We start from the raw sequence: 18,571 nt of genomic DNA, 5'->3' as shown, positions 1-18,571 counted from the left end.
CTTGCGGGCCGCAGGCCCGCCCCGCTGTAGGAGCCTGCTTGCAGGCGAACAGACAGGTGGAAAGAATTGAAAATTATTGAAATTGGAAAAATCCAGGTCGCCAACGACAAACCATTCACCCTGTTCGGCGGCATGAACGTACTGGAATCCCGTGACCTGGCCATGCAGGTGGCGGAGCACTACGTAAAAGTCACGGAAAAACTGGGTATTCCCTATATCTTCAAAGCCTCCTTCGACAAGGCCAACCGCTCCTCCATTCACTCCTACCGGGGACCGGGAATGGAAGAGGGCCTGAGAATTTTTGAAGAGGTAAAAAAAACCTTTAACGTTCCGTTGATCACCGATATCCACGAGCCGCACCAAGCCGCGCCTGTCGCGGAAGTGGTGGACGTCATCCAGCTGCCCGCTTTCCTCGCGCGGCAGACCGACCTGGTGACCGCCATGGCGAAGACCGGTGCCGTGATCAATGTGAAGAAGCCGCAGTTTATGAGCCCCCCACAGATGAAAAACGTGGTGGAGAAATTTGCCGAGTGCGGCAACGAAAAGGTTATCCTGTGCGAGCGCGGCGCTTGCTTCGGCTACGACAACCTGGTGGTGGACATGCTCGGCTTCCGCACCATGATCGACGCCACCGGCGGCGCGCCGCTGATTTTCGACGTGACCCACGCGCTGCAGATGCGCGACCCGGGAGGCGCCGCCTCCGGCGGCCGCCGTGCCCAGGTCACCGAACTGGGTCGTGCCGGGTTGGCGATCGGTATCGCCGGCCTGTTTCTTGAGGCGCACCCGGACCCGGACAAGGCCCTGTGCGACGGCCCCAGCGCACTGCCGCTGGAAAAACTGGAGCCTTTCCTGGCGCAGATGAAGGCGGTGGACGACCTGGTCAAAAGCCTTCCACCACTGGATACCAAATAGCTGGGAGCACCTGGCTGGGAGCGCCTAGCTGGGAGCCAGACTCCGTACTCCCCTCTCCCGCTTGCGGGAGAGGGGCCGGGGGAGAGGGCTCAGGCCGAAGGCCCACCCAACAACGAAAAACCTGTTCAGTCATTCAACAACACGGAGCCCAAATTAATGAGCAAGATTGTCGCCGTAAAAGCCTACGAAGTATTGGATTCCCGCGGTAACCCCACGGTAAACGCCGATGTAATTCTGGAGTGTGGCGCCGTGGGCTCCGCCTGCGCCCCCTCCGGTGCCTCCACCGGCTCCCGCGAGGCGCTGGAATTGCGCGACGGCGACAAGAGCCGCTACCTGGGCAAGGGCGTGCTGAAAGCCGTTGAGAATATCAACACCACTATTGCCGACCTGCTGAAAGGCATGGACGCGACCGACCAGCGCGCCCTGGACAAGGCAATGATCGATGCCGACGGCACCGAGAACAAATCCACGCTGGGTGCCAACGCCATTCTGGCGGTGTCCCTGGCCGCCGCAAAAGCTGCGGCGATTTCCAAGAACGTGCCTCTTTACCAGCATATCGCCGAGATCAACGGCACCGCCGGCCAGTACACTTTGCCGGTCCCAATGATGAATATCCTCAACGGCGGCGAGCACGCCGACAACAATGTGGATATCCAGGAATTTATGATCCAGCCGGTAAAAGCCACCAGTTTCGCCGAAGCGCTGCGCCAGGGAGCGGAAATTTTCCACGCCCTGAAGAAGGTGCTGGCCAGCGAGGGGCTGAACACGGCGGTTGGCGATGAGGGCGGTTTTGCACCGAACCTGCCGTCCAACGAAGCGGCGCTGAAGATGATTGCCGAAGCGGTGGAAAAGGCCGGCTACAAGCTGGGCGACGACATCACCCTGGCCTTGGACTGCGCCTCCTCCGAATTCTACAAGGACGGCAAATACGACCTGGCCGGAGAGGGCAAGCAATTCGACAGCGAAGGCTTTGCCGATTACCTGGCCGAGTTGGCCGGTAATTACCCGATTTTGTCCATCGAAGACGGCATGGACGAGAGCGACTGGGACGGCTGGAAAATCTTGACCGACAAGATCGGCAGCAAAGTACAGCTGGTGGGCGACGACCTGTTCGTAACCAACACCAAGATCCTCAAGGAAGGCATCGAGAAGGGCGTGGGCAACTCCATCCTGATCAAGTTCAACCAGATCGGCTCCCTGTCCGAAACCCTGGACGCGATCAAGATGGCCAAGGACGCCGGCTACACCGCGGTGATCTCCCACCGCTCCGGGGAAACCGAGGACACCACCATCGCCGATCTCGCAGTAGCCACCGCCGCGGGCCAGATCAAGACCGGTTCCCTGTGCCGCTCCGACCGCGTGGCCAAGTACAACCGCCTGCTGCGTATCGAAGCCGAGCTGAACGGCTCCGCTCCGTACCGCGGCCGCGCCGAGTTTAAGTAAATGCGGAATTATGAATGCGGAATGCGGAATATTTGCGGCTCCTCCGTAGCGGAGTGTGGCATTCCGCATTCCGCATTTCGCGTTCCGCATTTCTGAAGCCCGATGCGCTGGCTGCTGGCAATTCTCACCGCAATACTGCTCGTCACCCAATACCGCCTCTGGGTGGGTGAGGGCAGCCTGGCGGAAGTCGCGCGGCTGAAACGCCAGCTCGCCGAGCAGCGGGGTAAAAACACCGCGCTGGAGCGGGAAAACCGCCAGCTTTTGCGCGAAGTGCGCAGCCTCAAGGAGGGCACCGATGGAGTGGAAGCGAAGGCGCGTTACGACCTGGGCCTGATTGAGGAGGGCGAAACCCTGTTTATTTTTCTCGATCCGGAAGAGACAGAAGAATGATTAGCGGTTCTCTCATTAGTGATTATTGGGTAGTGGTGCCCGCCGCCGGTGTCGGCAAGCGCATGGGGGCGGACAGGCCCAAGCAGTACCTGCCACTGCTGGGGCGCCCGCTGTTGTCTCTCACCCTGCGGAATATCCTATCCTGGCCGGGGCTGGCCGGTGTGGTCGTGGCCCTGTCCGAAGACGATGCCTACTTTTCCCACCTGCCGGAAGCGAAGCATCCGCTGGTACACCGGGTGGTCGGCGGCGTGGAGCGCGCCGATTCGGTGTTGGCCACGCTGAACTATCTGGCGACACGGGAAGCCGGGGAGACCACCGTGCTGGTGCACGATGCCGCGCGGCCCTGTGTGGCGCTGGCGGATATCGAAGCGCTGCTGCGGGCCGATCCGGTGGCACTGCTGGCTCTGCCCGCCAGCGATACGGTCAAGCTTGCAGCTCCTTCTGCCGCAAGCGGGGGAGGGGAGCCAGAGCCCCGTCTGTATGTGGAACAAACCCTGGACCGGAACAGCATCTGGCTGGCCCAGACTCCCCAGCGCGCCCCCCTGGGCTTGCTGCATTCCTGTTTGCGCCGGGCATTGGAACAGGGTGCGCCGGTCACCGATGAGGCCAGCGCATTGGAACTCTTCGGCCACGCGCCGCAGCTGGTGCCGGGCCGTGGAGACAACCTGAAGATTACCCACCCTTCCGATATCCTTCTCGCGGAGACTATTTTGCGCCTCCGCTATGCACCCACTGAGGATAAACGCTAGTGAGTTTTAGAATCGGCCAGGGCTTCGACATACACGCCTTCTGTCCCGGTGATCACGTTATCCTGGGCGGGGTGAAAATTCCTCACGAGCGAGGCCTGAAAGCCCACTCCGATGGCGATGTACTTTTGCACGCGCTGGCCGACGCGTTGCTCGGCACCCTGGCGCTGGGGGATATCGGTCACCACTTCCCCGATACCGATGCCAGCTACGCCGGCGCCGACAGCCGCGCGCTGCTGCGCAAAGTGGTCGGCCTGGTTTCGGAACGCGGCTACCGCCTGGTCAACGCGGATGCCACGCTGATCGCCCAGGCGCCGAAGATGGCCCCATATATCGAAACCATGCGCGCGAATATCGCCGCGGACTGCGGCGCGGATATCGGGGCGGTGAGCGTCAAGGCCACCACCAGCGAGCGCCTGGGTTTTACCGGCCGCGGTGAGGGCATCGCCGCCCAGGCCGCCGTGTTGCTCGAGCGTTTCCATGACTGATTCCTCGACTCTGTATTGGTCGCAGGCGCTGGACTGGCCGCGGGCGCTCGGGGGCGCGACGATAACCGGCGATTTTCGCTTCCATCCGGAGGATTTCGTGGTGGAGGAACTGGCGGCGCCGCCGGTTGCGCAAAGTGGCGAGCACGTCTATCTGCGGGTGCGCAAGGTCGGCGCCAATACCGGCTGGGTAGCGGGGCAGCTAGCGCGCCTCGCCGGTGTGCAGGCGCGGGACGTGGGTTACTACGGCCTGAAGGACCGCCACGCGGTAACCACCCAGTGGTTCAGCGTATGGCTGGCGCAGAAGCCTGAGCCGGATTGGGAACGGCTGAACAGTAGCGAAATAACCTTATTGGAACACTGTCGCGGGCCGCGAAAACTGCGGCGGGGGGAACACAGCGGCAATCGTTTTGTGATTCGCCTGCGGCACATTCGCGGCGACCGGAACAGGACGGAGCAGTTGCTGGCACAAGTGCCCGCTGGGGTGCCCAATTATTTCGGCGAGCAGCGTTTTGGCCGCGACGGAGGTAACCTGGATCTCGCGCGGCAGCTGGCAGAGGAGAATATCCGGGTACAGAAAAGCTCCAAGGCCTTTGCCATGTCCGCTGCGCGCAGCTGGCTGTTCAACCAGGTACTGGCTGAGCGGGTGCGCCGCGGCAACTGGAGGGAGCTACTCCCCGGCGAGCCTGCGGCCGAAGCCAGCGGTCCCCTTTGGGGGCGAGGCAGGAATCCGGCGGCCGGAGAGCAAGGGCAACTGGAGGGAGAAGTAATTGCTCCCTGGCAGAGCTGGTGCGACTGGCTGGAGCACTGCGGTCTCAAGCAGGAGCGTCGGCCGCTGGTACTGTACCCCGAGGCGTTCGGGTTCGAATGGAACGGGGACGACCTGGTATTGGAGTTCGCCCTGCCGCCGGGGACTTTTGCCACAGCGCTGTTGCGCGAGGTGGCGGAGCTGGTCAATGCAGCGGACGCCACATAGAATTCCAGGGACCCGGAGCTCCGGCTCCGTATGCGGGCCGTCGGTGATGGAGGCTTTGCTTGTACAAACTCAGTTCCCCTAGTAGGAACCTGCTCGCAGGCGAACAGCTACGGAGTCCTATTTCGTTCGCCTCTAAGCAGGCTCCTACAAGGGGGCCAGAGGAATTCCACACGCAGCGGAAAAGTTGGAACAATAAAGAAATATGGATCGCTTGAAACGAGAAGGTTTGGGGATGACCTCGCAGCGTACCCGCAATCGCCTGATTCAGCGGCTGAGGGAAGAGGGCATTAACAGCGAAAAAGTCCTGGATGTAATGGCATCCACGCCGCGACACCTGTTCCTGGACGAGGCGCTTGCGGCACGGGCCTACGAGGACACCGCGCTGCCCATCGGCTACGGCCAGACCATTTCCCAGCCCTATATCGTCGCCCGCATGACGGAGCTGCTTCTGAGCCGCGCCAAGTCCCTGCACCGGGTGCTGGAAGTGGGCAGCGGCTCCGGCTACCAGACCGCAATACTCGCCCGTCTGGTGGATCAGCTCTACTCGGTGGAGCGTATCGGCCCGCTGTTGGAAAAGGCGCGGCAGCGCCTGCGCGACTTGGGTATTTACAACGTGGAACTGAAACTCAGCAACGGCGGTTTCGGCTGGCCCGAGAAGGGCCCCTTCGATGCCATTCTCGCCGCCGCCGCCCCCGCATCCGTGCCCGCGGAGCTGAAGCAACAACTGGCGCCCAACGGTGTGCTGGTGCTGCCGGTGGGCAACGAGCGACAACATCTTACGGTGGTCACCCGCCGCGAGGACAGCGACCAATTTGATGTGGAGACTATGGAGGCGGTGCGCTTCGTGCCGCTGCTCTCCGGTGTGGTGCGATGAAATCTATTTTGCAAAGTCGCTATTGGGGCGTGATGGCGCGTGGTATGGCCATGGGTGCGGCGGATGTGGTGCCGGGTGTTTCCGGTGGCACCATCGCCTTTATTACCGGTATTTACCAGGAATTGCTGGATTCCCTGAGCAGTATCGGCCCCCACAGCCTGAAGCTGCTCGCTCGTCGCGGCCCCCTGGTGGCTTGGCGAGTGATTAACGGCAATTTTCTGCTGGCGCTGTTCGGCGGAATCCTGATCAGTATTTTCAGCCTTGCCAGGCTGATCAGCTCCTTACTGCAAAGCTATCCCATTGTGGTGTGGGCTTTCTTTTTCGGCCTGGTACTGGCTTCCGCGGTGCCGATTCTGCGGCGGGTTCCCCGCTGGTCCCCGCTGGTATTTGCCTGCTTTGTCGGCGGTGCCCTGGTTGCGGTAGCCGTCAGTGAGCTGCGCCCCGCACAAATCGAGGCGACGCCCATCACTCTGTTTCTCTCCGGCGCGCTGGCGATCTGCGCCATGATCCTGCCGGGAATCTCCGGGGCCTTTATTCTATTGTTGATCGGCATCTATCCCCGTGTGCTCGCCTCGGTGCACGAACTGCAGTTGCTCAACCTCACCTGTTTCGCCGCCGGCGCGGCCACTGGCCTGATGCTGTTCAGCCGGCTGCTGTCGTGGTTAATGCACCGGTACCTGGCTTCGACCCTGGCATTCCTTGCCGGGATACTGCTGGGCAGCCTGAAAATTATCTGGCCTTGGAAACTTTCCGCCCACGGCGTCGAGTCGGTGGGTGACAAACTGGTACCGCTGATGTCCAACACCTCGCCGACGACCTTTGTCGCGCGCACCGGCGAGGGCGCCCATTTGGGGGCCGCACTGATTGCCGCATTCGCCGCGATGGCATTGGTCCTGCTGGTGGAATACCTCGGGAACAGGCACGGGATGGAAAAGCAATAGTTGTTGAGAGCTGCGTCTCCGCCGCAATAAGATCTGTTTTAAGTCGGAGTTGCAGCTTTTTCTAAAGGTTTTTGGCGGATTTTTGGAACATTTTTTTAGACACTTTTTCCATAAATGCGACCCTCTGATGTAAAAAGAGAATAATGAAATGTCGTCAATTGCAACATTTTGAATGCCAACAAAGGCTGGGGAAAAAACATCTTCCCCGCCAGCTTAATTTGATAGCGTTCAAGATATTAAGCCTGGCACTTCTGTCCCTGTTGGTTGCTGCCTGCTCTAACCCGCGCGCTCCCAGCAGTTCACTGGAGCAGCCGCCGGGCATTTTTCTCGACCATCATACAGTGAGCAGCGGCGAGACCCTGTACTCTATTGCCTGGCGCTACGGCAGGGACTACCGGGAGCTGGCGGCCATCAATCGCATTCCCTCCCCCTACCGGATCTATCCCGGCCAGCGACTCCGGGTCACCGGCGAGGCGCCCCCTGCGCCGGTTGCAATGGGGAAAACGCCCGCCAAAGTGAAGCGGAAGCCGCCACCGCCGGCAAAAGCTCCGCCAGAAAGCTCAAAATCCTTAACACGCGCCACACCGCGCAAAACCCAGAGCCATTCCTCGAATAGTTCCATCCGCTGGCACTGGCCGGCAAAAGGGAAAGTAATCAGCCGGTTTCGGTCACAGGATCCCTTGCGCAAGGGTGTTGATATCGCCGGAGAAAAGGGAGACTCTGTACTCGCAGCAGCCAATGGCACCGTGATCTACGCGGGAAGTGCGCTGAGAGGCTACGGAAAACTGTTGATCGTCAAGCACAGCGAGGAATTCCTCAGTGCTTACGCCCATAACCACAAGCTACTTGTGCGGGAGGGAAGCGAAGTCAAAGCGGGGCAGAGGATCGCGGAACTGGGTTCAAGTGGTACCGACCGCAATAAGCTCCACTTTGAAATTCGCCGCAACGGTCAACCTGTGGACCCGCTGGCCTATTTGCCATGACCCGGGTTGGTGTCTGACTCTGCAATAAAAATGGATTTTGGTTTGTACCACTTGAGGTAGTCACCGGAGTCGCGACGGCCGCGGCCGGCAGAAAATGCTCCTGCAATTTCTGCATCGCCGTCCCTTGGTCATCGATCCGGAGACTGTCGCACCCGCAGTCAACGAGCTGGTAGCAGTCGAACTGCAGTGCGGCTGACATTGGCAAAGTACAAGGAGTTGGGGAAATGGAAGCACAACGGCAAGACCGGATGTTGGGTAGCCAAGTGGATCTTCCTCCAGAGTTGGCAGTGGACCACAATGAGCAACAGTTAGATCAAACAGAGGACAACGTTAAGAGTCGCACCCGGAGGACAGCGGCAAAGAAAACCTCCGAACCCTCCCCCATTAAATCGAGGGCGCGCAAGGTGGAAAGTGATAGCCACCTGCAGAAAAACCTCGACGCCACACAGCTATATCTCAATGAAATCGGTTTCTCCCCGCTGTTGACCGCTGAGGAAGAGGTCTACTACGCGCGCAAGGCGTTGCGTGGCGATGCGGCGGCGAGAAAACGCATGATCGAAAGCAACCTGCGCCTGGTGGTCAAGATTGCCCGTCGCTATGTCAGTCGGGGTCTGGCGCTGCTGGACCTGATTGAAGAAGGCAACCTGGGCCTGATTCGCGCAGTGGAGAAGTTCGATCCGGAACGGGGTTTCCGGTTTTCCACCTACGCGACCTGGTGGATTCGGCAGACCATCGAACGGGCGATAATGAACCAGACCCGCACCATTCGCCTTCCCATTCATGTTGTGAAGGAATTGAATGTCTACCTTCGGGCGTCCCGTGAATTGGCGCAGAAGCTCGATCACGAGCCCTCGGCGGAAGAGATCGCCACCCTGCTGGAAAAGCCGGTGGAAGATGTCGAGCGCATGCTGGGGTTGAACGAGCGCGTCACCTCGGTGGACACGCCTATCGGGCCCTCTTCGGAAAAAACGCTGGTGGATACCATTCCGGACCAGCACCAATCCGACCCCGCGGAGCTGTTGCAGGACAGCGACCTGTTTGACAGCATCAACCGCTGGCTGAGCGAACTGCCGGACAAGCAGTGCGAAGTGGTGTCCCGCCGCTTCGGCCTGCGCGGCTTCGAGGCCAGCACCCTGGAGGAAGTCGGCCGGGAGATCGGCCTCACCCGCGAGCGGGTGCGCCAGATCCAGGTGGATGCGTTGAAACGGTTGCGGGAAGTGATGGAGAAGCAGGGCCTCGACGGGCAGTCGCTGTTCGGCAATCTGTAAACCCGGGGCCTCACTCTGCCCCTTGCTGTAGGAGCGGCGGGGCGGCCCATCCGCCGCTGGCCGCGATCGATCCCGCTTCGTAGCTGCGTCGATCGCGGCCAACGGCCGCTCCTACAGGGCGCTAGCGATTAATTGCCACTATTTCCTGACCCATCGCCCCCGGGTATCCTGGTAGTACTGCCCGGCGGCCAGCCGCGCCTCCAGTTTTTCCGCCGCGCGTGCGGCCACTTGGGAGATATCGATATTGTTGCGCTTGGCAATCCTTGCGTATTCCGCCTTGCGCTTGGCGTTCACCTCCGCCACCAGACTTTCCAGTTCCGGTGAACTCTCGCCCACCGCGGCGATATAGCCGCTGTTGGCCTCTCCCACCAGTCCCCGGCTTCTGGCTTCGTCCAGGGTGATGGCCGCTACGGGCAGGGCGATGGCCAGGCCCAGGCAGAGCAGGGCAGTCTTTAAAAGCTTCATGGTTAGGCTCCTCAGAAGATTCCTTCTTTATCCTCAAACACGTTGTCCAGCTCTTTGTCGACTTTCACACGAATCTCGTGCTCTATCTTCACATTGAGGTTGACGGTAATCGGTTCTTTGGGCGCCTGCACCGCTACGGTTGGCGTGCAGCCCGCCACGATGACAGCGCTGAGCAACAGCGGCGGAATCAGTCGGGTGGTCGTCATCGGACGCTCCTCGGGGTTGAACAACAAGGGCATTGTAGCCCGGGTAGCTTAACCCAAACTGAACTCCGGTGGCGCGACGTATTTGCCGGTCTAGTGTGGTGTAAGGTGCTAAATGCGGATATCAGCGGGCCGCTAAGCGGCCAGATGCAAGGCGCATTTGCGCTGGCGTAGTTGTTCTACGTCAAGCAAATGCAACGCCGCAGATGGCTGCTTAGCGGCCCGCCCGGAGGGAGCCCCCCAAAATGCCCACAGCTGCGTTGCCGCTCTTGAAAAGGGCGAGCCATTCCCTGCGAGCGGCGCCTTGCTGTGAACATTTTGGGGGGCTCTGATAACCGCATTTAGCACCTTACACCACACTAGAGCTGTTTCTCCAGTGCCTCGGTCAGGTCGCGGCTGGCCTGCAGTGAGCGGAGCATGGCGGGAATGTTGTTTTCCAGGTTCAGGTTGATGATCAGGTCCCGATCGGCGGCCACCGACTCGCTGCGTCCCACCAGCTTCAGCTGCATCTGCATATCGCCGCTGGGAGGGTACTCAACCGTACCGGAGAGCTCCCGGTATTTGTAGTCCTCCAGGGCTCCGGCGACCAGTTTGAGCTGGGGGTTGGCGGACAGCATATCGGCGGAGAAGGCGCCGTAGTAGCGCAGCCGCCCGCCGGGGGGGCGCGCCTCGATCCGGCCCTGTTTCACGGTGATGCCCTCGTCACCGGTGTGCAGCGGTATCTGCAGGTCGACGGTGCCGGTTGCGGCGAAGTTTTCCGTTTCCAACTCCCGGGTCAGCGTCCGCAGGGAAATACCGGAGAGATTTACCAGGCCGCTGCGCGCTTCTCCGTCCAGGTTCCAGCGCAGCTCGCGCGTTTCCAATGCGCCGTCGAGCAATTCCGCACGGACGCCGGTCAATACCAGATCTCGTTTTTCGTCCAGCGAGACCGCAAACCGGATATTCTCTACCGGGACACCGATATCCAGGGTTTCCGCTGTGAACGGCTGAGGCCGCGACGCGATCCAGTTGTCGCCCTTGCGGCCGGAGGAGAGCTGACCGGTGATTCCCACGGCAAATACATCCCCGTAGACCGCGGCCACTTTATCGAGCCGTGCGTCGAGAAAATCCCGTTGCGCCGCGGGCCAGGACAGCCGGCCTTTGGCGGAAAGCTCTCCCGCCACCAGATCCACCGGCAGCCCCTCTATGGAGTCGCTCAGGGGCTGTTGCTGGCTGAAAGTCGCGGGCTCCACAGTGAAAGTGGCGCTGCCCGCGTCGCTGTCCAGTTGGTGCCGCCATTCACTTTCAATGGCCAGCGCCCCGGAGCGCAGCCGATTGTTGCCGCTGAGCTGGTTTCCCTCGGCGGCCAAATCGCCGGCAACGCTGGCTTTCAGCTGGTACTGGTTGCGCGCCCGCAATTGCAGCTCATCGGATTGGTAGCGGGCTCTGGCGCGGAGCCGACTGGCGGCAGAAGCGAAGTGCAGATCGTTCAGCGCCAGTGCGCCCTTTAGCTGAAATTCCGGGCCGCTAAGCGCACCCAGCTCAATATCGGCCGATGCTCCGAAGCACTTGAAGTCCTGTTTGTGCCGGGTGCACTCCATCTCCGCGGACTTTAGCGTCGCGGATTTCACCTGTACCGTTTCCGTGCGGATTTCCCCGGTGGATAGGGACGGATTGATCAGTCGCAAGTGCTGTTGTTCATCTTTCCGGGAAAATTCCACTTGGCCGTCGGTCTGCAGTTGCCGGATGTCAATACCGTCGAATTCGAGCTGGGAAATGGCCGATTCCTGGAAAAGAGTGCACTGGATATCTTCTTCCAGTCTGCAGCTGATATTTTTCAGGGTGGTGTCGAGGGAGAGCGCTTCCGCCGATTCCCGGGCGCCGATCTGTACCGTCTCCGTTTCAATCTGTACCCTACCTGGCCACCGGGCCGCTGCAATCGTAACCGGCGCGGGCAGCTGCAGGTCCACCGTCCCGCGATTCCAGCCCATCTGCGCTAACAGGGATCCTTCGTCTGAACTGCCCACTACCGCATTTGCATTGCCTTTCGGCAGAAGAGTTACGGTAAAGCGGCGCAGGGGATTGCGGCGGCGCTGCGCGTCCATCTCCGCAAGGGGCAGCAGTTCCGCTGTTCCCCGGAAGGAGAAGCTGCCTTTCGGGGAGCTTATCGCAACAGGGCTCAATAGCTCCCGCCAGCGGGCGGACTGAAGCAGCGGTGCCGCGGCGCGCAGGTCCAGGTTGCCGCTGGCGGTGAGCAGGGGGGCGTCCCGCGGCGTGCGCGCGTCGAGCTGTAGTTCCAGCAGTGTGCCCTGTTCGGCACCGGGAGACAGGATACGGATATTCGCGCTGCCGGACAGTTGCCTGGGGGTCAGCGGCCACAGTGACGCCAGGTCTACGGAGAGCGGCTCCAGGGTGTCGGCGGACAGTTGAAGCGGTGCACCGATCGGGTCTTCCGGCAGGGGGATGTGCAGGGATTTTGCACTCAGCCGGGCGACTGTCCGGCCGTATCCCTCCAGGTTGAGCAACTGATCGGGAAATTGCGATTCAATCCTGAGGGAAAACTCGCCGCCGGCCCCGGTGACGGTTCCGGCAATGGGCGGTAACGCCGCCAGCTGCTCCAGGTCCGCCTGTAGGCGTAACTCTCCATGCCATTCTTTTTTTGCCTGACGGTCGGCACTGCCATCCAACTGCAGGATGCTCTCACCGGTAGCCGAGGAAATCCGTGCAAGAAGCCGGGCGTCGGCGTCCTGCACGACCAGTTGCCACTGGGCCTCCAAGTCGCCGCTGTGCAGGACTCCACGGATGGTATCTCCATTCTCCCGGCGAAGGCTTAAACGCCCACTGCGGGGCTCGGGCCCGGCCCATTGCAGTTTATCGATGTCGATTTGCCGGGGCAGCTTGCGGCGCAGCAGTTGTAGCAATTCGCTGAGGTAGAGTTTCGGCTCCGCCTCCGACTCTTCGTGGGGGATTTCTGTCGCGGCTTCATCGGGCTCCAAAGGAGCCGGCCCCGGATGATAGGTAAGCCCGGCGATAGTCAGTTGGCTGCGGTTGTCTTCATCGCCGAACAGCGCGCCCAGCGGGTGCCGAAGTCGCAAGTCCCGCAGTTGGATGCTGGCGCCACTGGCCAAAAGGATTTCCAGGCTGTCGGCCGAGATGGCATCGGTGCTCAACTGCAGGCCCTGTGCGGAGTGAATCCGGTCGCCGCCGAGCCACGGATTGACCAGCCAGGGCACAACCCTGTCCCTGTCCCGCCATCCCCACCAGCAGATCGCCACCGCTATCAGCAACGTCACAGCGAGGGTGATCAGGCGGTATTTGCGCACAGGGACCTCTTTGAGCTGGGTTGAAGCTGGCTTGCGGGCACAGTCGTAAACAGGGAGACTGGCGACATCGCCGCTACCCTGGTGTGCTGTCTGATATTAAATAGCTGATATCACTATTTAATATCAGACAGGACACTAGTGTAACGGAACAAGAGAATAATCGGGGGTACCGATCGTGAAATCCACAATCCGCTTTTTTTATATCGCCATACTGGTTCCTTTCCTGCTTTCAACCGCCGCCCCGGCCGGCGCCTACGACCGGGTAAACAGCGAGGGCTTTGCCAGCCGTTCGCCGGTGCTGGCCCGCAACGGCATGGCGGCCACCAGCCAGCCGCTCGCCACGCAGATCGCACTGGATATCCTGAAGCGCGGCGGCAGCGCCGTGGATGCAGCCATCGCCGCCAACGCGGCGCAGGGGCTGATGGAGCCCACCGGCAGCGGCATCGGTGGCGACCTGTTCGCCATCGTCTGGAGCGCCGATGATGGGAAACTCTATGGCCTGAACGCCAGCGGCCGCTCTCCCAGGGCGCTGACTTTTGAATACTTCGCGCAGAACCACCTGGATAAAATCCCCTCCCACGGGCCGCTGCCGGTGTCGGCTCCCGGCGCGGTGGACGGCTGGTTCGAGCTGCATAAAAAATTCGGCCGCCTGCCCATGGAGGAAGTGCTGGCACCGGCAATCGACTACGCGGAAAAAGGCTTCCCGGTCACCCAACTGGTGGCCTACTACTGGAACCGATCTGTGCCGCTATTGGAAAAATATCCGGGCTTTCGCGAGACCTACATGCCAAACGGCCGCGCGCCCATGGAGGGAGAAATCTTCCGCAACCCGCGACTGGCGAAAACCTATAGCGCCATTGCCGAGGGCGGGCGCGACGCTTTTTACAAGGGGGAAATCGCGAAGAAAATCGCCGCCTATATGCAAGACAACGGCGGCTTTCTCTCCTACGATGACCTGGCCGCCCATCAGTCCGAATGGGTGGAGTCCGTCTCCACCGACTACCGAGGCTACGATATCTGGGAGCTGCCCCCCAACGGCCAGGGTATAGCTGCCCTGCAGATCCTCAATATCCTGGAAGGGTATGACCTGGCGGCGCTGGGGCGGACAAGCCCTGAATATATCCACCTGTTCGCGGAGGCGAAAAAACTGGCATTTGAGGATCGGGCAAAATACTACGCTGATCCCGCGTTCAACGAGATTCCGGTGCGGCAACTGATCTCGAAGAAATATGCCGCGGAACGGCGCAAACTGATCGACAGCGACCGGGCGGCGAAACGCTACGACGCGGGCAATGAGGCGCTGCGCCACGGCGACACCATCTACCTGACGGTGGCGGACAAGGACGGCAATATGGTCTCGCTGATCCAGAGCAACTACCGGGGTATGGGCTCCGGTATGACGCCCGGCGACCTGGGTTTTATCCTGCAGGACCGCGGTGAACTGTTCAGCCTGGAAGACGGGCACTTCAACCAGTACCGGCCGGGCAAGCGTCCCTTCCACACCATCATTCCCGGATTTATCACCAAAGATGGCGAGCCGGTGATGAGCTTCGGTGTCATGGGCGGCGCCACCCAGCCGCAGATGCACGCGCAGATCGTGATCAATATGCTGGACTTCGGTTTGAATATCCAGGAGGCCGGCGACGCACCACGCATCCTGCACAGCGGTTCCAGCCAGCCCACCGGGGAGATGATGCTCGACGGCGGCTATATCAGCCTGGAGGACGGCTTTCCTATGGAAACTCGCCGCAGGCTGGTGCAGATGGGCCACCAGTTGCGCTTCGAGAGCGGCCCCTACGGCGGCTACCAGGCCATAATGCGGAGTGGGAACGGCGTTTATCAGGGGGCGTCCGAGAGCCGCAAGGACGGGCAGGCGGCGGGTTTCTGAACTGCGGGATGCGAGTGGCGCGGTTGTATGCCCTGATCTGAATGGCACTAGTTAAGCCGATAACCATGATGCGAAGGGCCTGATGCCGGGGGCTTTTTGCGGGACCGCCCAAGGCTTAACTTAGTGCCATTGTGCCCGACCTCTTGTGGATTCTCACTGGAGTGATAACGTGTGCCTCATTTTCTGAGACCGGATTGTGGAAAAACTGGAATTGCCATGAAAGACGCCCAACCCCGCACCGTTTACCTGAAGGACTACCGCGCACCTGACTACCTGGTCGACAGCACCCGTCTGCATTTTGAACTGCAGCCGCAGGACACCCTGGTGAAGTCACGACTGCAGATTCGCCGCAATCCGGCGGCGGAATCGGCGCCGGGGGAGACGTTGCCGCCATTGCTGCTGGACGGTGTGGACCTGGAACTGCTGTCCCTGTCCATCGACGGCGAACTGGTGCCGGCGAGCCGCTACCGGGAGCTGCCGGAGGGCCTTTCGATCCATGTGCAGAATCCGGAGTTTGTGCTGGAAATCCACAACCGTATCAATCCCAGAGACAATACTTCGCTGGAGGGACTGTACCTCTCCAACGGCATGTACTGCACCCAGTGCGAGGCGGAGGGATTCCGCAAGATCACCTACTATCCTGACCGCCCGGACGTAATGTCCCGCTTCACCACCACCATAGTGGCGCCGCGCCAGTACCCCGTATTGCTGTCCAACGGCAACCAGATCGAGCGACGCGCCACCGAAGACGGGCGCCTGCTCGTCACCTGGGAGGACCCCTTCGCCAAGCCCGCCTACCTCTTCGCCCTGGTGGCGGGAGAACTGCAGACTGTGGAGGACAGTTTTACCACTGCCAGCGGCCGCGAGGTCAAGCTGCAGATTTTTACCGAGGCGAAAAATATCCGTAAATGTGACCACGCCATGCGCTCATTGAAAAAAGCCATGCGCTGGGACGAAGAGGTCTACGGGCGCGAATATGACCTGGATATTTTCATGGTCGTGGCAGTGGATCATTTCAACATGGGGGCGATGGAAAACAAGGGGCTGAATATTTTCAATTCCGCCTGCGTGCTGGCCAGCCCTGAGACGGCCACCGACGCCACCTTCCAGCGTATCGAATCCATTGTCGGCCACGAGTATTTCCACAACTGGTCCGGCAATCGAGTGACCTGCCGGGACTGGTTCCAGCTGAGCTTGAAAGAGGGCTTTACCGTATTTCGCGATGCGGAGTTTTCCGCGGATATGAATTCCCGCGCGGTAAAGCGGATCGAGGATGTCTCCCTGTTGCGCACCGCACAGTTCGCCGAGGACGGCGGCCCCATGGCCCACCCGGTGCGCCCGGACTCCTATATGGAAATTTCCAATTTCTACACCCTCACCGTGTACGAAAAGGGCGCGGAAGTGGTGCGCATGATCCACACCTTATTGGGTACAGAAGGTTTCCGCAAAGGCAGCGACCTGTATTTCCAGCGTCACGACGGATGCGCGGTAACCTGCGAGGACTTTGTGGCGGCGATGGAGGATGCCAACGGTGTTGATCTCACTCAGTTTCGCCGCTGGTACAGCCAGGCGGGCACGCCGGTGCTGGAGGTGAGCGACGCCTTCGACGCCGCCCATGGCACCTACATATTGACTGTCAGACAGTCCTGTCCCGCCACGCCCGGACAGAATAAAAAGTTGCCCTTCCATATCCCCTTGGCGGTGGGACTGCTGGGTGCCGACGGCCGCGACCTGTCCCTCGATCCCCAGGGCACCACACAAAAAGTGTTGCAGGTAAGCGAAACGGAGCAGACCTTCAACTTCACGGGCCTGAAGGAAAAGCCGCTGCCGTCGCTGCTGCGCGGTTTTTCCGCGCCGGTCAAGGTACGCTACGGTTACAGCACCGAACAGCTGCTGTTCCTGATGCGCAACGACTCGGACGAGTTCAATCGCTGGGACGCCGGCCAGCGCCTGGCCTTTATGGCGCTGGAGCAGTTGCAGAAAGACTATCGCGAAGGGCGCGACCTGCAGTTGCAACCACAACTGGTGGACGCCTACCGCAGTGTGCTGCAAAACCCTGAACTGGACCCGGCGCTGGTGGCGGAGATGCTGACACTGCCCAGCGCGCAGACCCTGGCGGAACAGTGCGAGCGGATAGATGCGGAGGCAATTATTGTCGCGCGGGAATTTGCCCGGGGCGCGCTGGCGGAGGCCCTGAAGGGCGAACTGCTGGACTGCTACCGGCGACTGGATTGTGACAAACCCTACCGCCCGGAGGCCGCCGATATCGCCGAGCGCAGTTTAAAAAATACCTGCCTGGCTTATCTCTGCGTTACCGAAGAGCCGGAGCTGCTGACGCTGGCACAGGCGCAGTTCGAAAATGCCGCCAATATGACCGACAGCGCCGCGGCGCTGGCTTCTCTGGTCAACCACGCCGCCGACGATATGGCGCAGCCGGCGCTGGAGAGTTTCTACGAACGCTGGCAACAGGATACTCAGGTGGTGGAGCTGTGGTTCGGCTTGCAGAGTACCAGTGCCCGGCGGGGTACCCTGGAGTCAGTCCGGGAATTGATGCAACACCCGGCCTTCGAATTGACCAATCCAAACAAGGTGCGCGCGGTAATCGGCGGCTTTGCCAATCGCAACTTTATCCAGTTCCACCGAGCCGATGGCCGTGGTTTCGAGTTCCTCGCGGAGCAGGTGGTCGCCCTGGACAAACTCAACCCGCAAATCGCCGCGCGGCTGGTAACGCCCATTACCCGCTGGAAGAAATACACCGGCGAACTGGGTGAAAAAATGCACCGGGCGCTGCAATCGGTGATGGAATCCGGGAGGTTGTCTCGGGATTTGTATGAGGTGGTGAGTAAGAGCCTGGTTTAATGGCCGGGACTCGGGATTTGCGTAGGATGGGCAAAGCGAAGCGTGCCCATCACTCCGCAGATGATGGGCACGCTTCGCTTTGCCCATCCTACGGACCGAATTGTAGGAGCTTGCTTGCAAGCGAACAGCTACAGAGCGCTAATCCTTCCGCCTGACAGATTTTTTGCTCCTGCAAAATCTGCATTTCCGCTGGGCGGCATTCCGCCATCCATGGCGGTCACAGCAGGCTCCTACGGAGTACCCTGTAGGAGCCTGCTTACAGGCGAAGAGCTACGGAGCTTGTTCCTACAGGATACGGCTGCGGCGTTCCTCGCCCAGTCGCAGAACCTTGAGCCTTCCCCCTTGCAGCCGCAACTCCGTCACCGATGCGTAGTCCGGCCGGAACTGCTGTATGCGTCGGTCGCCCCGTATATGCGCCACGACTGAATTGATCACCATAAAGTGGCAGAAGATCGCGGTATCCCGTTCCAGTTGAAGAAGGTACCGCGCGATCCCCCGGCGCCAGTCCACCTGCTGCCTGTCCCCGTCGTCCCAGTTGCTGTCGAGCAGGCGGCGAATCCAGTCCCTGCGCTCGCTGGTGGGCAGCCCCTCGGGGGAGGGAATTTCAGTCACCGCCTGCTCGATGTTCACCGGGCGCTGCCAGAGTTGGGCCAGCGGTTGGGCCGTCTGTTGGGTGCGCGCCTTGGGGCTGCTGGCCAGCGCAATGGGGGGCGTCCGGGTAAAGTGTTGCGCCAGTCGACGCGCCTGTTGCCACCCCCGTTCGGTGAGATCGGGATCGACGGATTCCGGCGTTTTTGCCGCCTCGCCATGGCGTATCAGCAATATTTTTGTCATGG

At 60.8% G+C, this 18,571-nt stretch carries 16 protein-coding genes; 12 read left to right on the top strand and 4 right to left on the bottom strand.

Going from position 1 to position 18,571, the window contains the following annotated elements:
* Positions 1–66: 66 nt before the first annotated feature.
* From kdsA to rpoS, 10 genes are all read left to right on the top strand, one after another.
* Positions 67–912, top strand: a complete 846-nt coding sequence (kdsA, locus tag FHS09_RS12590) for a 3-deoxy-8-phosphooctulonate synthase (protein ID WP_183460415.1) — start codon at positions 67–69, stop codon at positions 910–912.
* A 156-nt stretch (positions 913–1,068) separates the two neighbouring features.
* Positions 1,069–2,355, top strand: coding sequence for a phosphopyruvate hydratase (gene eno / locus FHS09_RS12585; protein WP_183460413.1), 1,287 nt, complete (start codon positions 1,069–1,071; stop codon positions 2,353–2,355).
* A gap of 102 nt (positions 2,356–2,457) precedes the next feature.
* The gene (locus FHS09_RS12580) at positions 2,458–2,745 is read left to right on the top strand and encodes an FtsB family cell division protein (protein WP_183460411.1); all 288 of its coding nucleotides are present in this window, start codon (positions 2,458–2,460) and stop codon (positions 2,743–2,745) included.
* The gene (ispD, locus tag FHS09_RS12575; protein WP_183460409.1) at positions 2,742–3,494 is read left to right on the top strand and encodes a 2-C-methyl-D-erythritol 4-phosphate cytidylyltransferase; all 753 of its coding nucleotides are present in this window, start codon (positions 2,742–2,744) and stop codon (positions 3,492–3,494) included. Before FHS09_RS12580 ends, ispD begins: the two co-directional genes overlap by 4 nt.
* On the top strand, positions 3,494–3,979 hold the full coding sequence (gene ispF, locus FHS09_RS12570; protein ID WP_183460407.1) for a 2-C-methyl-D-erythritol 2,4-cyclodiphosphate synthase: 486 nt from the start codon (positions 3,494–3,496) through the stop codon (positions 3,977–3,979). The genes ispD and ispF overlap by 1 nt, the downstream gene beginning before the upstream one ends.
* Complete coding sequence (gene truD, locus FHS09_RS12565) at positions 3,972–4,952, top strand: tRNA pseudouridine(13) synthase TruD (RefSeq protein ID WP_183460405.1); 981 nt, start codon at positions 3,972–3,974, stop codon at positions 4,950–4,952. Before ispF ends, truD begins: the two co-directional genes overlap by 8 nt.
* 202 nt (positions 4,953–5,154) lie before the next feature.
* Positions 5,155–5,826, top strand: a complete 672-nt coding sequence (locus tag FHS09_RS12560) for a protein-L-isoaspartate(D-aspartate) O-methyltransferase (protein ID WP_183460403.1) — start codon at positions 5,155–5,157, stop codon at positions 5,824–5,826.
* Positions 5,823–6,767: a DUF368 domain-containing protein gene (locus FHS09_RS12555; protein WP_183460401.1), complete on the top strand. Its 945-nt coding sequence runs from the start codon at positions 5,823–5,825 to the stop codon at positions 6,765–6,767. The genes FHS09_RS12560 and FHS09_RS12555 overlap by 4 nt, the downstream gene beginning before the upstream one ends.
* A gap of 143 nt (positions 6,768–6,910) precedes the next feature.
* A complete protein-coding gene (locus FHS09_RS12550; protein WP_183460399.1) occupies positions 6,911–7,750 on the top strand; it encodes a peptidoglycan DD-metalloendopeptidase family protein in 840 nt (279 codons plus the stop codon).
* A gap of 197 nt (positions 7,751–7,947) precedes the next feature.
* Positions 7,948–9,018 (top strand): RNA polymerase sigma factor RpoS, encoded by a 1,071-nt coding sequence (rpoS, locus tag FHS09_RS12545; protein ID WP_425487773.1) that lies wholly within the window; start codon positions 7,948–7,950, stop codon positions 9,016–9,018.
* Positions 9,019–9,156: 138 nt separating this feature from the next.
* Here the strand turns inward: rpoS and FHS09_RS12540 are convergent, their stop codons facing one another.
* From FHS09_RS12540 to FHS09_RS23270, 3 genes are all read right to left on the bottom strand, one after another.
* A complete protein-coding gene (locus FHS09_RS12540) occupies positions 9,157–9,483 on the bottom strand; it encodes a YdbL family probable chaperone protein (RefSeq protein WP_183460397.1) in 327 nt (108 codons plus the stop codon).
* A gap of 11 nt (positions 9,484–9,494) precedes the next feature.
* On the bottom strand, positions 9,495–9,689 hold the full coding sequence (locus FHS09_RS12535) for a YnbE family lipoprotein (protein ID WP_183460395.1): 195 nt from the start codon (positions 9,687–9,689) through the stop codon (positions 9,495–9,497).
* A 356-nt stretch (positions 9,690–10,045) separates the two neighbouring features.
* A complete protein-coding gene (locus FHS09_RS23270; protein WP_183460393.1) occupies positions 10,046–12,988 on the bottom strand; it encodes an intermembrane phospholipid transport protein YdbH family protein in 2,943 nt (980 codons plus the stop codon).
* Between the two features lie 175 nt (positions 12,989–13,163).
* On the opposite strand from FHS09_RS23270, the gene ggt reads away from it, so the two are divergent.
* Positions 13,164–14,876 (top strand): gamma-glutamyltransferase, encoded by a 1,713-nt coding sequence (gene ggt / locus FHS09_RS12525; protein ID WP_343057478.1) that lies wholly within the window; start codon positions 13,164–13,166, stop codon positions 14,874–14,876.
* A 216-nt stretch (positions 14,877–15,092) separates the two neighbouring features.
* Positions 15,093–17,735, top strand: a complete 2,643-nt coding sequence (pepN, locus tag FHS09_RS12520; protein WP_183460391.1) for an aminopeptidase N — start codon at positions 15,093–15,095, stop codon at positions 17,733–17,735.
* 285 nt (positions 17,736–18,020) lie between these two features.
* Here pepN and FHS09_RS12515 read toward each other — a convergent pair whose 3' ends face one another.
* Complete coding sequence (locus tag FHS09_RS12515) at positions 18,021–18,569, bottom strand: histidine phosphatase family protein (RefSeq protein ID WP_183460390.1); 549 nt, start codon at positions 18,567–18,569, stop codon at positions 18,021–18,023.
* Between the last annotated feature and the right edge of the window lie 2 nt (positions 18,570–18,571).

The organism is Microbulbifer rhizosphaerae (assembly GCF_014191725.1).
Lineage (GTDB): Bacteria > Pseudomonadota > Gammaproteobacteria > Pseudomonadales > Cellvibrionaceae > Microbulbifer > Microbulbifer rhizosphaerae.
This window is presented reverse-complemented; position numbering and strand designations above follow the sequence as displayed.